Annotated in this window: 10 protein-coding genes; 1 reads left to right on the forward strand and 9 read right to left on the reverse strand. The window is 72.3% G+C overall.

All coding sequences use genetic code 11. The features are described 5' to 3' along the window. Positions 1-60: 60 nt before the first annotated feature. The 3 genes from HUG12_RS18430 to HUG12_RS18440 all read right to left on the reverse strand — a co-directional run bounded on the left by HUG12_RS18430 (position 61) and on the right by HUG12_RS18440 (position 3,480). Complete coding sequence (locus tag HUG12_RS18430; RefSeq protein ID WP_179270180.1) at positions 61-1,809, reverse strand: glycoside hydrolase family 13 protein; 1,749 nt, start codon at positions 1,807-1,809, stop codon at positions 61-63. 136 nt (positions 1,810-1,945) lie between these two features. Then, positions 1,946-2,218: a HalOD1 output domain-containing protein gene (locus HUG12_RS18435; protein WP_179270181.1), complete on the reverse strand. Its 273-nt coding sequence runs from the start codon at positions 2,216-2,218 to the stop codon at positions 1,946-1,948. A gap of 89 nt (positions 2,219-2,307) precedes the next feature. After that, positions 2,308-3,480, reverse strand: a complete 1,173-nt coding sequence (locus HUG12_RS18440; RefSeq protein WP_179270182.1) for a PKD domain-containing protein — start codon at positions 3,478-3,480, stop codon at positions 2,308-2,310. Between the two features lie 227 nt (positions 3,481-3,707). On the opposite strand from HUG12_RS18440, the gene HUG12_RS18445 reads away from it, so the two are divergent. Continuing rightward, complete coding sequence (locus HUG12_RS18445; protein ID WP_179270183.1) at positions 3,708-4,673, forward strand: AAA family ATPase; 966 nt, start codon at positions 3,708-3,710, stop codon at positions 4,671-4,673. 50 nt (positions 4,674-4,723) lie between these two features. On the opposite strand, the gene HUG12_RS18450 is transcribed toward HUG12_RS18445, so the two are convergent. From HUG12_RS18450 to HUG12_RS18475, 6 genes are all read right to left on the reverse strand, one after another. Then, positions 4,724-5,467 (reverse strand): DUF7519 family protein, encoded by a 744-nt coding sequence (locus HUG12_RS18450; protein WP_179270184.1) that lies wholly within the window; start codon positions 5,465-5,467, stop codon positions 4,724-4,726. Beyond that, on the reverse strand, positions 5,464-7,002 hold the full coding sequence (locus HUG12_RS18455; RefSeq protein WP_179270185.1) for a DUF58 domain-containing protein: 1,539 nt from the start codon (positions 7,000-7,002) through the stop codon (positions 5,464-5,466). The genes HUG12_RS18450 and HUG12_RS18455 overlap by 4 nt, the downstream gene beginning before the upstream one ends. Beyond that, complete coding sequence (locus tag HUG12_RS18460) at positions 6,999-7,586, reverse strand: DUF7269 family protein (protein WP_179270186.1); 588 nt, start codon at positions 7,584-7,586, stop codon at positions 6,999-7,001. The genes HUG12_RS18455 and HUG12_RS18460 overlap by 4 nt, the downstream gene beginning before the upstream one ends. After that, complete coding sequence (locus HUG12_RS18465; protein WP_179270187.1) at positions 7,583-8,440, reverse strand: DUF4129 domain-containing protein; 858 nt, start codon at positions 8,438-8,440, stop codon at positions 7,583-7,585. Before HUG12_RS18465 ends, HUG12_RS18460 begins: the two co-directional genes overlap by 4 nt. Before the next feature lie 374 nt (positions 8,441-8,814). Then, complete coding sequence (locus HUG12_RS18470) at positions 8,815-11,676, reverse strand: UvrD-helicase domain-containing protein (protein WP_179270188.1); 2,862 nt, start codon at positions 11,674-11,676, stop codon at positions 8,815-8,817. Continuing rightward, the gene (locus tag HUG12_RS18475) at positions 11,673-14,255 is read right to left on the reverse strand and encodes a PD-(D/E)XK nuclease family protein (RefSeq protein ID WP_179270189.1); all 2,583 of its coding nucleotides are present in this window, start codon (positions 14,253-14,255) and stop codon (positions 11,673-11,675) included. Before HUG12_RS18475 ends, HUG12_RS18470 begins: the two co-directional genes overlap by 4 nt. Positions 14,256-14,356: the final 101 nt, after the last annotated feature.

A 14,356-nucleotide genomic window follows, 5' to 3' on the forward strand; every position in this document is an offset into this window, starting at 1 on the left:
GGGCGAGCGGCCGGGTGGTCGGACCGGGGCCGCCCGGGGCGGAAGCCGGACGGAGCGGGGTCACTCGAGCCGATAGACCCTCGCCTCGTACGGTCGCAGGTCGAAGCCGTCGGGCCCCTCGGGGCGCTCGACCTCGTAGTTCGAGATGAGCAGTTCCGCCCCGTCGTACGCCACGGATCCGGGCAGGTCGAACCGGGGCTCGCCGTCGAAGAAGTTCAGGACGACGAGCGCCCCGACGTCCTCGAGGGTCCGCCGGTAGGCGTAGATCTCGGGGTGGTCGGGCAGGAGGGGTTCGTAGTCGCCGTAGACGAGCACCGGCGCGTCGTGGCGCAGGTCGATCAGGCGGCGGTAGTAGTGCCACACCGAGTCCGGGTCGGCCCGGGCGCTCTCGACGTTCACCTCGGTGTAGTTCGGGTTGACGGTCAGCCAAGGCTCCCTGTCGGTGAACCCGGCGTTCGGGGCGTCCGACCACTGCATCGGCGTGCGGGCGTTGTCGCGGCTCCCGTACCGCACCGCGTCCCCGATGTCCTCGAAGTTCTCCACGTCGTCGCGTTCGAGCATCCGCTCGACGTACCGGAGCGTCTCCACGTCGACGAACTTGCCGGCGCTCTCGAACGGGACGTTCGTCATGCCGATCTCCTCTCCCTGGTAGACGAACGGCGACCCGCGGAGCGTGTGGAGGAACGTGGCGAGCATCGTCGCGGACTCGACGCGGTACGCCTCGTCGCCGAACCGCGAGACCATGCGGGGCTGGTCGTGGTTGTTGAGATACAGCGCGTTCCACCCCTCCCCGGCGAGCCCCGTCTGCCAGCGCGTGAACGTCTCCCTGAAGTCGTCGAGCGACCAGTCGCGGAAGTTCCACGGGTCATCCGGTCCCTCGTCGAGGCGCATGTGCTCGAAGTGGAACGCCATGTCGAGGGGGCCGTCCCGGCCGACGTACTCCCGCGCGTCCTCGACCGAGATTCCGGGCATCTCGCCGACGGTCACGACGTCGTACTCGGAGAGCACCCGCTCGTCCATCTCCCGGAGGTACTCGCAGGCGTGGGGTCCGTTGATGAAGTGCTCGCTCCCCGTGACGACCGCGGAGGGGTCGCCGTCCGGGAGCCCGTCCGCCTTCGAGATGAAGTTGATGACGTCCATCCGAAAGCCGTCGATGTCCCGGTCGAGCCACCAGCGCATGATCCCGTACACGTCCTCGCGCACCGCCGGGTTCCGCCAGTTCAGGTCCGGCTGTTTCCCGTCGAACAGGTGGAGGTAGTACTCGCCCCGGCGCTCGTCGTAGGTCCAGGCCGGCCCGCCGAACAGCGAGTCCCAGTTGTTGGGGAGCGCGTCCGGGTCGTAGGGGTCGCCGGAACCGGCCTCCGGATCGCCCTCGCGCCAGATGTAGTAGTCCGTGTACGGGTCGACCTCCCGCCGTGACTTCTCGAACCACTCGTGCTCGTCGGAGGTGTGGTTGACCACGAGGTCCATGACGAGCCGCATGTCCCGCTCGTGGAGGCCGTCCCGGAGCCGTTCCCAGTCGTCCATCGTGCCGTACTCGTCGAGGATGTCGCGGTAGTCGCGGATGTCGTAGCCGAAGTCGGCCTGCGGGGAGTCGTACACCGGCGTCAGCCAGACGACGTCGACGCCGAGGTCGTCCAGGTAGTCCAGTTTCCGGACGATTCCGGGGAGGTCGCCGACGCCGTTGTCGTTCGAGTCGTAGAAGCTCCGCGGGTAGATCTCGTAGAACACTGACTCCTTCCACCACGTTCGTTCGCTCTCTGCGACGCTCGCGGTGCTCGTGGACGTCGGGGAGGACGTTGAGTTCATTCGACTCCGGTTACGGGCCCGAGACACGAAAGCGTTGAGTCGGCCGCTCGGTCCCGCGTTCCGGAGGTCGAAGGTGCCGATGTGGTCCGGGTCGGGCCCCGGAAGCCAACCTGGGACGCGTCCGCGTCTCGCCCGATCAGCCGTTCCGCACGAACGTCGCGGATCCGTCCTGTTCGACGCTGACGCGGTACCCCTCGTAACTGAACGCCACCTCCACATCGGCCCCCGGCCTGGGCGGGTCCGAGAAGACGCGGTCGAGGACGTGGTCGATGCAGTCGTAGATGGCCTCCAACTCGTCTACCTCCTTCCCCTCCAGTTCCGCGATCACCTCGGACACCTGTACCGCCGGATTCGCCCCGTCCCGCTCCAGTTCACGTCGGACGACGTCGCTCTCGGCGTTCTCGCGCATCGCCACACGGTTTAACGGAGTCGCCAAAACGGATGTCGGCACGATAGCGACCGGGTCGTGACCGATCGCGGACGGCGGCCCCGCGGCGCTCACTCCGTGGAGATGACGACCTCCTCGGTCGCGGTGGCCCCGTCGTCGTCGGTGACCCGCAGCGCCATGGACAGCTCACCGCAGTACGACAGCGACGCCTCGACGGTCTCGCCGCCCTCCTCGAACTCGTCGGTGCCGTCGACGTCCCACTCGTAGCGCACGATCTCGCCGTCCGGGTCGCTCGATGCGGACGCGTCGAGCACGACCGTGTCCCCCTCCGAGAAGTCGACGTCCTCCGCGTCCGCCGGGTCCGTCCCGATGACCGCCTCCGGGGGTTCGTTGTCCGCCCCGTCGTCCTCGCCGTCCGATCCGTCTTCCTCGTCCCCGTCGTCACCGTCCTCGCCTTCGTCACCGTCCTCGTCGTCCCCGTCGTCGATCGCCGATTCGTCCAGGAGTTCCTCCCAGAGGAGGCTCCTGACGATCCGCCTGTGCCACCGGATCCTCGTCGAGAGTTCCGGCTCGCTGGAGACGGTCTCGGCCAGGAACGCGACGGCGTCGGTGTCGCGTGCCGCCTTGTGGACGAGCATGTTCGGCGTCTCGCTGGGCGGCAGGGAGAACGGTGCCACGGTGAAGTCGTACGCGGAGTCCGAGACGTGGTTCTCGTTCAACTGGTCGGCCGCCTCCTCGGCCTCCCGCTCGGCCTCGGCGTCGCGCGAGTGGAAGATCGCCTGCCCGACGCCGTCCTCGACGTCCCCGTCGTACAGGTTCCGGGACTCGTGGAGGTCGATGACGACGTCCGGCTCGAAGCGTTCGAGGACCCCCCAGATCGCCCGCGCGAGTTCGGTCGTCGGCTCCTCGCCGGTCGGGAACTGCCGGTTCAGGTCGGTCCCGTCGTCCCCGATCCGTGACCCGCTCTCGATGGCCGTGACGTTGGCCCGCGGGACGGTGACGAGGCGACCTCGTACGATGTCCATGTCCGACACGCTCGCTGCGGCCTCGTAGCCCGCGACCTCGTTCCCGTGGAGCCCCCCGACGACCAGCACGGTGGGGCCGTCGGCGTCCGCGGTCCGGACGGTCCCGGTCGTCTCGTACTCCGTCCCCTCGAGAATCGTGAACGAGTCCTCGGAGGTTTCGGCGTTCGCGCGGTCGGATGCGCCGACGATACCCAGTCCGCCGAGGGCGACCCCCGCGGCCGCGGCGAGCAACGGTCTCCGCTCCGTCTCCGGTTGCATGACGGGTACAGGAGGGGACGTTTAGCGATTAACTATACGCCGTGTAACGACCACTTAACGCCGTATTAAGCCGGGGCTAAACGCGTACGGCGTCCCGGCGCCGGCGGGGGACCGACCGTCGACGCCCACGCGCGAGCGCGTTCGCCGGCCGTGGCGGACCGCGTCCGCCGGCGTACGGGCGACGGTGGAGGGGCTAACAAAGTACGCCCCGCGTGTGGCGTCCGACGATGAACGCACAGGACGTCGAGACCCGCTGTCGAGCCATCGTCGACGAGCTCTCGCGGACGGTCATCGTGGACGACGAGGTCCTGCGGACGGTGCTGACCGGGCTGCTCGCGGGCGGTCACGTCATGCTCGAGGACGTCCCCGGCACGGGGAAGACGCTCACCGCTCGGACGCTCGCGGACGCGCTGGGGCTCTCCTTCTCGCGCGTCCAGTTCACCCCTGACCTCCTCCCCTCGGACGTCACCGGGACCGACGTGTTCGACGAGGGGAGCCGGGAGTTTGAGTTCCGGCCCGGGCCGCTGTTCGCGAACGTCGTGCTCGCCGACGAGATCAACCGCGCCTCCCCGAAGACCCAGTCGGCGCTGCTGGAGGCGATGGAGGAGGAGCAGGTCACGGTGGGCGGCGAGACGCACCCGCTCCCGACGCCCTTCTTCGTCGTCGCGACGGGCAACCCGGTGGAGTCGGAGGGCACCTTCGAGCTCCCGGCGGCACAGCGGGACCGGTTCATGCTCGAGACGAGCATCGGCTACCCCGACATGGACGGCGAACTCGAACTGATCGACAGGCGGGCGAGCCGGCGGGCGACGCGGCCGAGCACGGAGCAGGTCTGCACGGCCGGGGAGGTCGAGGAACTCCGCGAGGCGCCCGAGGACGTCCACGTCGAACCGCCGGTGAGGCGGTACGTCGCCTCCGTCACGCGGGCGACGCGCGAGGACGACCGCGTCGCCACGGGCGTCTCGCCGCGCGGGACCGAGCGGCTGTTCGAGGCCGCGCGGGCGAGGGCGGCGATCGGCGGCCGGGAGTACGTCTCCCCCGACGAGGTGAAGGACGTGGCCCCGGCCGCGCTCGCCCACCGGCTCATCCTGACCGCCGAAGCCCGCATCGAGGGCGTCGGCAAGCGGGAGGTCGTCGACGACGTGCTCTCGACGGTCGAGGTGCCGAAGCTCTCGGGGGCCGAACGTCGCTGAGCGGAACGTCCGAAACGTCCGTCCGACGGGGCGCCGCCGAAACCGCACGCTCACTGGCGGAGCGCCAGGACGAGCACGAGGCCGGCGACGAGGAGGGCGGTAAAGCCTGTCAGCGAGAGCTCGCGGATCCCGAGCCGGTCGACGCCGAGCGCCGCGAGGAACGCGCCGACTCCGACGGCCAGGCTCCCGCCGCCGTGGACCAGCTCCGCGCGGTACGTGCTCGCCCCTCGCCCCACCTGGGCACCCAGCGAAACCGCCTGCTCCCCGAGGTCCCACGCGAGGACCGCCGCCAGACCGGCGAGGAGTAAGGTCCCGAGCGTCGCGCCGTGAACGACGCCGCTCGTGAGCACGCCGACGAACAGCAGCGCCGTCCCGGCCGTCACGAGCGTGCGCTCCCTGCCCGCTCGGACTGGGAGGAGGCCGGCGAGGAGCACGGCCAGGCCGACCAGCCCCGGCGCGAGTTCGAGCCGGTGGATCATCGCCGGCGGACGCGTGAGCGCGACGGCGACCGCCGTCGCGATCAGCGACGCGCCGACGACCGCGAACAGTCCCCCGACGACGCCCGCCGGCGCCCCGTCGACCCGGGAGCGACGCCGCCAGGCCGCGTACCCGGCGGCGACGAACACGATGCCGGCCACCTCCACCAGCAAGGCCTGCCACTGCTCGGGGGTGTCGATCAGGAGCGCGACGGACGCGACGCCCGCCGCGACCGCGAGGACGCTCCCCGGGACGGTGGGGCGGAGGTCCGGCCGCTCGACCGGACGGTCGGCCGAGCGCGGGGCGGACGCGGTCACGCCGATCCCCCCGCGGCCGCGGCCAGCGCCGTCCGGAGGTCCTCGCCGGCCGCCCAGTCGACGACCGGCACGCCGGTCCGCCGGAGCGTCCGGAGCCGGCGCGAGCGCTCGACGCCCGCCAGCCGGGTTCCGACCGTCTCCGGCGCGGTGGTGTCGGGGCTGACGACGTACACGGGATGTCCGGCGGCCTCGAGCGATCGAACGGCGCCGAGGACGCCGTCGTCGGCGAGCGGGCTCACCAGCGTCACCTGGGTCCCCGGGTCGAGTCGCTCCCGCAGTTCGGCGGCCTGGCGCCCGCGGGCCCCCCGGGCGGTCCCGTCCCTCCGCCCGCCGTCCGACAGCGTGGCCACGCCGTCGGGGAGCCGTGCCGGGCTCGCTTCCTCGTCCGACCCGCGGTCGCCGCTCCGGTTTCCGTCCACCCCGCCCGTACGTCCGGCGTTCTCCCCGGTGGGCCACCCGTTCCGACCCGCACGTCCCGGTCCGCCGGGGCTCGATCCGTCCCCGGGGCCGTCCGCCGTGCCGAACGCCGGGTGCGTGTCGAGCGCGTGCCGGAGGCGGTCGAGGTGGGCGGTCCCGCCGGACGGCGGGATCCAGCAGTGACGGTCCCCGAGCGTCGCGAGCCCGACCTCGTGGTTCGCCGCCTCCAGGGCGCTCGCCAGCCTGTCCGCCGCGAGGACCCCCCGGGCGAGCGCGTGGGGGTTCGAACGCGCGTCGACGTCCGCGGTCGGATCGACGTCGGAGCCGGAGGCCGGATCGGTCGACCCCGAACGCCCGTCGGGGGCGTCCGGCCCGCTCGCCCCCGCGGCCGGCGGGGAGCCGACGTCGAGACAGAGGACCACCGAGGCCGACCGTTCCTCCCTGTACTCGACCGTCGCCAGTTCGCCCGTCCGGGCGAAGCGCCGCCAGTCGACCCGGTTCATCGGGTCGCCCGGCCGGTACTCCCGCGTCCGGTGGAACTCGATGCCGCTCCCGCCGTCGTCGGTGACGAGTTCGCCGGGGCGGTTGCGCGTCAGTTCCCGGAGCGCCGCGGCGGGTACCGGCGCCCCGCAGTCGACGACCGTCGGATGGGCGGCGGCCGTCCGCAGTTCGGTCGCGCCGCTGGCGTCCCGCGAGACGACGGTCGCCGGCTCGAAGCGGTGTTTCCCGGGCCGCGCCTCGACCGAGTAGCGGAACGTCGCCTCGCCGCCCGGGGGCAGCGCCGTCGCGTGTCGCGGCGTCCCGTCGACCACGGGGAGCAGCGACGGCACGCCGTCGACGACCCGGAGGTCCGGGAGCGACCGGTCCCCCTCGTTCCTGACGGTCACCGTCACGTCGACCCGGTCGCCCTCGGCGGGCGAGTCCGGGGCGGTCGTCCGCTCGACGGCGAGGTCCGGCTCCGGCGACGGGGGGACGAGCCGCGGGTAGGCCGCGAACCCGACGCCGAGCGCCGCGAGGAGCAGCACGTCGGGGCGCTGTGCCAGCAGGCCGACGGCGCCGGCGAACAGGGAGACGGCGACGACGCCGCGCCAGCGTCCCGTCGCGGACGGCGCGGTCACGTCCGATCCCCCTCCAGCGACTGGAGCGCCGCGACCGCCGTCCGGACCCGCCGCCGGAACCAGTGGTCGCCGGCGAGGAGCGTCCCGAGCTTCCGCTTGAGCGGCGGGTCCTCGAGGGTCGCCGTCGCGAGGAACGCCGCCGCGTCCGCGTCGTCGGTCCACTCGCCGCGTTCCACGCGCTCGCGGGCGGCGCTCCGGGAGCACCGATCCCGCTCCGCGACCGCGCTCACCGCGGCCCGTCGGAGCCGCCCGTGGACCCGCCCGTGTTCCGCGGTCGTCCGGAGTGGCGGGAGCGCGTCGAGCGCCGCGTCGACCTCCCTCCCCATCGACGCGGGGGCGACGCCCTCGACGGCCGGGGGGGTCGCCTCCGCGACGCCGGTGGCGGCCCGCGCGAGCAGGACCGCGACGGTCGCGGCGAGCGCGAACGCGGCGAACGCGGCGACGAGGAGGTAGTCGTTTCCGAGCCGCGCGACCACGGCCGCCGTCGGGACGAGGTCCGCGACGACAGGGGAGACGAGGACGAACGCGGCGAACGCGAGCGCGGCGAACGCGAGCGCGCGCGAGACGGGCCGTTCCGGGGTCATGGGCTCCCGCCCCCGCGGTCGTCGGCGTCGATCGGAACGTCGAGGCGGCGGCCCGTCCGCCTCGCGACCCGCTCGTGTCGCTCCGTGACCGGCCGCCCGCCGTACCGCACTTCCCGGAACGCCTCGGTGAGCGCGTCCACCGCGTCGGGGTCGAACCCGGCCCGGACGGCCGCGGCCGCACACTCGCCGGGGGTCATCGCGGCGGGGCGATCGGGGTCGAGCGTGCGGACCATCCCGACCCAGGCCCGGTCGACGGCGTTCGACGGCGGCCCGTCGAGCCAGTCGTCGGTCGCGGAGCCGTCCTCGACCGCCGGATCGGGGTCGGCGAGGAGGGCCCGCAGTCGATCCCGGTATCGGTGGACGAGCCAACCCGCCGCGAGCAACGCGGCGAGGAGCAGGAGGTACGGGAGGAGCGCGAGGAGGCGCCCGAGGAGGGAGAGGTCGCCCGGCGTCTCCCCCGGGAGGCCGCTCGCGCCGCTGCTCCCGTCGGAACCGCCGCTGCTCGACTCCGAGGCCGCGCTGCTTCCGGCCGGCCGGGATCGGTCGTCCGCGGAGTCCCTCGGGCGATCGGCGGCGACCTCCTCGTCCGCGTCGGAGCGCCCCGGGTCGGCCGCCTCGTCGCCGTCTGGGTCGGACCGCTCGGCGGCGCCGTCCGAGCCGTCGGGGTCGCCGGCGCTCATCTCCCGAACGATCGTCGCCGCGTCGTCCTGGCCGATCGGGAGGCGGTCGTAGTCGAGGTCGATGACGTCGTCGGCGTCCGTGCTCGTCGCCGACTCGAACGTCGTCGCCGCGACGCCGAGCGCGCCGATCGCGACCATCGCCATCGCGAGGTTCAGAATCGCGTCCCTGTTCATGGTGCGGAGGAGCGTCGCATCGTCCGATGGTAACTCCCGGCCGGGGATTTGTTATGGAGCACCAAGGTCCGGCGGCGGGGCGGTTGGCCGAGGCTTCGGGGGCGGGCCACGCGCCCGAAGCAGGTCGGGACTTCAGGGGACCGACGTCCCGGTCCGCCGGCGTCGCCCGCGTCGTGTGAGCCCGGGGACGGCCGGGTCGCGGTCCGGGCGGTAAGGATCGACCTTCTTCCCTTTACCCGGAGGTAACCCCTCCCTAGCGGGGCCGACGGCGAATCCGACGTGGAAAACGGGACCCGCGCCCACGCGGGGTGCGCGGTTTCGACGACCTCCCAGTCCGTCGACGGCCGGCCAGGTCGCGTGCCGGCCGCCCGCTACTACGGGGCGGTCGGCGTCGCCCCTTCCTCCCGGAGGAGGTCGACGAGGTCCGTGACCGGGAGCGGGTCGACCGGGACCAGGTCGCCGTCGTACGTGTAGTGGACGTGAGCGTCGACGGTCCGGTCCGTGAACCACTCGTCGAGCACCCGGTGGTAGACGCTGACCTGCTTGCGGTACTCCCCGTGGGCCCGTCGGGTCGTGTCGGTCTTGAAGTCGACGACCTCGACCGTCCCCGGTCGGACGTGGACGAGGTCCGCCAGCCCCGAGAGGACGACGCGCTCCCCGTCGACCTCGAGCGGCAGGACGATCTCCTCCTCCGGGCGGAGTTCGCCCCCGAGCGAGTCGAGGAGGTCGACGACGTGGCCCGCGTCCGGCTCCAGCCGGGCCGGCGGGTCGTCGGTCTCGCCCAGCGCGTACCGCTCCGCGAACTCGTGGACGTCGGTCCCGTAGGCCGCGCCGCGTCCGTCCGCCGTCCCGGAGAACGCCTCCTCGCGCATCAGCGTGTGGGGCGTGTACCCGACCGGTCCCTCCGGCGTCGGCACGGAGAACCCGAGGGTCGCCTGTTCGGTCCCCCCGGCGTCGGCGCGCCGGACGGTCGGCTCGACCGTCCCGATATCGACCGGCAGTTCCTCGAGGAACGCGTTCGGCTCCCCGCCCGCGGCGAACACGAGGTGCCGTTCGGCGCGCGTCAGCGCGACGTACAGCAGCCGGCGCTCCTCGTCGTACTCGGTCGGCAGACAGCGCCGCAGGGCGTCGGTCCGCCAGTCGTGGTAGACGTGCGGGTGGCCGTGGTCCTCGGCGTACACCCGCCGAGCGCGGAGGCCGAGGGGATCCTCGAACGTGATCGTCCCCGCGCCGCCGCCGCCCGGGGGGAACCGGTTCGCGTTCATGTTCGCCAGCACGACGATCGGGTGTTCGAGCCCCTTCGTCGCGTGAATCGTTCTGACCGTCACCGAGTCGGCGCCGGCGCCCGCGCTCACCTCGCGGGTGGCGCCCGACTCGACGCCCCGCTCGAGGAACCGGATCAGGTCCCCGCGTGTCATCGTCGTCGCGGCGCGGACCGACTCGACCGCGTCGAGCACCGTCGCCGCCACCCCGCCGTCGTACCCGTACCGGGAGAACACCCGCCGCGCGACGCCGCCGACGCCGTTGGCGCCCGCGAGTTCCGTGCGGAACGCGCGCATGTTCCCGGGATAGGTCCCCTCCTCGAGCACGTGCCGGACCTCCTCGAAGGAGTAGCCCGCCTCCTCCAGCACGACGGCCCAGCCGCGGTCGGCGTCCGACTCGAGGATCCGGAGCCAGGCGAGGAGGAGCTTCGCCTGGTCGGTCCGGAACAGTTCGACGCCGCCCTCGTAGGCCATCGGCAGGTCGTACTCTCGGGCGACCTCCAGGAGCTCCCGGCCGTAGTCGCGGGTCCTGGTCAGCACCGCGACGTCGCCGTACCCCGGGGCCACCAGTTCCCCGTCCCGCTCGATCGCGTACGCCTCGTCTCCGACGATGGACTGGACCTTCGCCAGCACCGCCTCGTGTTCGTCCTCGTGGCTGATCGCCTCGATGCGGGAGTTCCCGAACGCGGCGTTCGACTCGAGCGGGACGATCCGGTCGCGGACGGCCGCCGGGTCCACCTCGTCGCCACCGGTCGCGGGCGTCACCAGCGCGCGTTCCGCGAAGTCGATGATCGCCTGCGTCGAGCGGTAGTTCTCGACGAGTTCCAGCCGGGACACCCCGTCGATCGGGAGCCCCACCCGCTCGCGGTCGTCGTTCAGTTCGGCGGCGAACCGTTCGAGGCGGGCCTCGAACTCGGCCACGTTCTCGACGGCGGCGTACTGGAACGAGTAGATGCTCTGCTTCCAGTCGCCGACCACGCAGAGGTTGTCCGTCCCCGCGAGCAGCAGCGCGAGCTTGAACTGGATCTCGCTGGAGTCCTGGAACTCGTCGACCATCACGTGCTCGAAGGCGAGCTCCTCGCGGAGGTCGTGGTCCTCGCACAGCAGGACGAACGCGAACAGCTGCAGGAAGCCGAACGTGAGGTAGTTCCGTCGCAGCGCGAACGCGAGGTAGCCGCGGTAGACGTCGTGGACGAACGACTTCAGGGCCTCGCGGTCGTCCTCGAACAGCAGTTCCGCGGTCCCGTCCGGGACCCGCTTGGTTCCCTCTCCCCTGAGTTCCGCCCGCGACGGCGCGTCGGCCCTGTAGCACTTCCCCCGCCCGTAGCTCCCGAGCCGCTCGCGGATCCGGGACTGCTTTCCCCCGCCGTTCCGTGGCCGGTTCCCCGCCTCGAACGTCTCCGCGAACGCCTCGAAGTCGCCGTCGAGGTGGCGCTCGCCGTTCCGGTACCAGCCCTCCTCGGTCGGGAAGACGCCCTTCGCGGCCAGCTGGTTCACCAGCCCCAGCAGCTCCGTCGGCTCCTCGACGACGCGCAGGAACGGCTCGTGTTCGGGGTGGTCGTCGGCGAACCGGCCGTAGAACTCGCGGAACAGCTCCCGCTCGACGGTCTCGTCGTCGACCAGCCGGGTCGCGCGGGTGATGCGGTCGTCGATGCCGAGCAACGTCGGCGCGTGGACGCCGTGTTCCAGCAGGACGTCGTGGCAGAGGCCGTGGAACGTCCCGATGGGGGCGTCCCGGAGTTCGCGCACGCCGTAGTCGCTGTGGGCGACGATGCGGTCCCGCATCTCGGTCGCGGCGTTGTTCGTGAACGTGACGAGCAGCACGTCGTCGGGTTCCACGTCCCCGCCGTCGACGAGGTTCGCGTACCGTCGGGTGATCGTGAACGTCTTCCCGGTTCCGGGGCCGGCGTCGACGAGGTGGACCCCCTCCGTGCTCTCGATCAGCCGTCGTTGCTGGCCGTTGGGTTCGGTCATCGGTCCCCCAGGAGCAGGTCGCGGTGGCTCAGGCGGCGCTCGTTCGGCTCCGGGCCCAGGTCGTGGACGGGGAACCGCTCCTCGCCGGCCCGCCGGCGGTTCAGTTCAGCCAGCCGCTCGTCGACGAACGACTCGAAGGCGTCGAGGTCGTCGGCGAAGTAGTTCCGGGCACGGAGCCGGTACAGGTGCCGGAGCGCCTGCTCACAGCCCTTCTCCACGTACTTGTAGTCGCCGACGGCCCGCTTCGTCGCCTCGGTCAGCTCCCGCCGGAGCCGCGAGTCCACGAACGCCGCCTTCCCGCGGACGGCGGGGACGCCGGCCGCGTCGAGGACCTCGCGGTAGGTCCCGTACTCGACCTTCGAGAACGTCTTCGTGCAGGCGTTCGGGGCGTCCTCCCGCAGTTCCTCGAAGACGGACTCGCGCGCGGCGTGGTCGGCGAAGGGTCGCGGGTGGTACGTCACCGTCGTGAGACACTCCGAGCGGTCGGGGTCGCCCCGAACCGCGTCGTCGAGCGTCTCGAGGAAGTGGAGGAAGGTGAACTCGAGCCGTTCCCCCGGGCGTCGGCTCCGCAGGTAGGTGAGATACAGCAGCGCCTGGAAGTTCGGCCGCCCGTCCGGCGGGTCGAGCGACGATCCGCTCACCACCCGGCGGGCGGACTTCCGCGAACCGCTCTTGTAGTCGAGCAGGCGCCCGGGCCCGTGGACGAGGTCGACGAACCCCTTCAGGCCGAGGTCGGGGTCCTCGAACCACCGCTCCGTGTGGGCGCCCTCGACCGGGAGGTCGAAGTGGTCGGCGACGTCGTTTCCGGGCGACCAGCTTCCCGGCCCCACGAGGTCGTCGCCCTCCGGCGGGTGCTCCGCGAGGTACCCCCGGATGGTCTCCAGGCCGAGCCTGTATCGCGTCCGACGGACGTCGCGGTGGGCCTCGGCGAGGAACGGCCCGACCTCGGCGAGCATCAGGTCGACCGTCTCCTCGAGGAAAGCGTCGTCGACGGCGTCGGGGTGGTGGACGGCACACTCCGCGAAGTCGTGGAACAGGGTCCCCTCCCTGAAGTAGTCCCGCTCGGGCGAGTCGAGCAGGCGGTCGAAGAAGTAGTCCCGCGGGCAGTTGACGTAGGCGTTCAGGCTCGACTGGCTGACCGTCTCGACGGGATCCGCCGGGGCGTCGAGTTCCTCGGTCTCGAAGCCGTCCGACCGCGTCCGGCGCGGGGGCGAGCGTCGAACCGACTCGAGGTCGCCGAAGCGCTCGAACTCGCCGTCGAGCAGTTCCTCGAAGTAGAGACAGGGGGAGACGGGCGAGCCCCCCTCCGTGTCCCGCACGAGGTAGTGCTGGTCGACGCCGCTCTGTAGCAGGAGCTGGAACGCCCGCAGGTTCCGCTCGTACTCCCGCTCCTCGTCGACCCAGGGGCGCCGCGGCGACGAGCGGGTCCAGCCGTCGTCGAGGCCGAGGAAGAGGACGACCGGGCGGTCGACGTGGGCGGCCGACTTCGCGTCCGCGAGGAGCACGCCCTCGTTCTCGCGCTCGACGGGCACCTCGTAGGACTCGAGGTAGAACCGGAGGCGGTCGACGCCCGCCTCCGTGACGGGGTCGTCCGCGATCCCCAGTTCCGCCAGTTCGGCCCGGAGCCTCCCGAGGGTCGTCCCAGCCAGGTCCTCGTAGGCGCCCAGCGCCGACGCGAACGTGTGGTCCCTCGGGGTGTCGCGCAGGTCGAACAGCGGGTCGAGCGCCGGATCGTCGAGGTCGTCGAGCCGCTTCCGGTCGTGTGCGACGGGGACGTCGATGCCCAGTCGGGCGAGCAGCGGCCGGACCGTCGCGACGCGCGTGTCGCGGCCGGCGTGGGTCCACCGGAGGAGCCGGACCACGCAGCGGCGGTCGGGGTCGTCGAAGAACCCCGGCCCGCCGTAGTACGGGATCCCCTCGGCGTCGAACGCGGACTCGACGAGCCTCGAGTACTCGCTCCCCTCCTCCAGCACCACGGCGACGTCGGCGGCGTTCTCGACCGTGACGGCCTCCAGCAGCGTGTCGACGATCGCGGCCGCGGAGTCGAGGATCCGGAACCGCGGGCGGTCGAACGCCTCGTCGGTGAACGGGTCGACCGCGTGATGCTCGGAGGGCAGGACGGAGCGTTCGAGCGACGTGAGCTGACCCGACCCGACGACGGCCACCGACTCGCCGCCGTCGACGACGAACTCCGAGAGCCGGCCGGAGGTGGTCTCCAGCCCGGAGAGGTGGTCGACGGCGCGCCGATGCCGCTCGTCGTCGAACCGGGGGTACTCCAGCACCGCGTCGGGCCGCCCCTGGTGCTCCCAGCACTGGAGGACGTTCCCGACCGCGTGGGCGGCGTCCTTCCAGTCGAGGTCAGTCTCCGAGACGAGTTCGAGGAAGGCGAGGCGGTCCTCGGCCTCCTCGCGCCGGCCGGCGGCGAGCCGTCGGGGGGTGACCGCGAAGGGGCCGAACTGCGGCCGGTCGAGCCGCCGGTTCAGGGCGCTCGCGAGCGGGGCGTCCGGGACGACGACGAGGTCGTGGCCCGCACACTCGTCGTAGAGGTCGTCGACGGGTTTCGCACGGGCGATCGGCACGTAGTCGTGGTTTCATCCATCCGTGATAAATCTGGTCGACAGGTGGTCGGCGTCCGGTCGACGGGTTCGGCGGGGGCCGGGCGGGGTCGGCCGTCGTCGGA

Origin of the sequence: Halorarum salinum, assembly GCF_013402875.1 — an archaeon.
Classification (GTDB): domain Archaea; phylum Halobacteriota; class Halobacteria; order Halobacteriales; family Haloferacaceae; genus Halorarum; species Halorarum salinum.

Excerpts from the sequence above, each read along its gene's own strand:
- HUG12_RS18430 (WP_179270180.1), bottom strand. The coding sequence starts at position 1,809 with ATGAACTCAACGTCCTCCCCGACGTCCACGAGCACCGCGAGCGTCGCA.
- HUG12_RS18435 (WP_179270181.1), bottom strand. The coding sequence starts at position 2,218 with ATGCGCGAGAACGCCGAGAGCGACGTCGTCCGACGTGAACTGGAGCGG.
- HUG12_RS18440 (WP_179270182.1), bottom strand. The coding sequence starts at position 3,480 with ATGCAACCGGAGACGGAGCGGAGACCGTTGCTCGCCGCGGCCGCGGGG.
- HUG12_RS18445 (WP_179270183.1), top strand. The coding sequence starts at position 3,708 with ATGAACGCACAGGACGTCGAGACCCGCTGTCGAGCCATCGTCGACGAG.
- HUG12_RS18460 (WP_179270186.1), bottom strand. The coding sequence starts at position 7,586 with ATGACCCCGGAACGGCCCGTCTCGCGCGCGCTCGCGTTCGCCGCGCTC.
- HUG12_RS18465 (WP_179270187.1), bottom strand. The coding sequence starts at position 8,440 with ATGAACAGGGACGCGATTCTGAACCTCGCGATGGCGATGGTCGCGATC.
- HUG12_RS18470 (WP_179270188.1), bottom strand. The coding sequence starts at position 11,676 with ATGACCGAACCCAACGGCCAGCAACGACGGCTGATCGAGAGCACGGAG.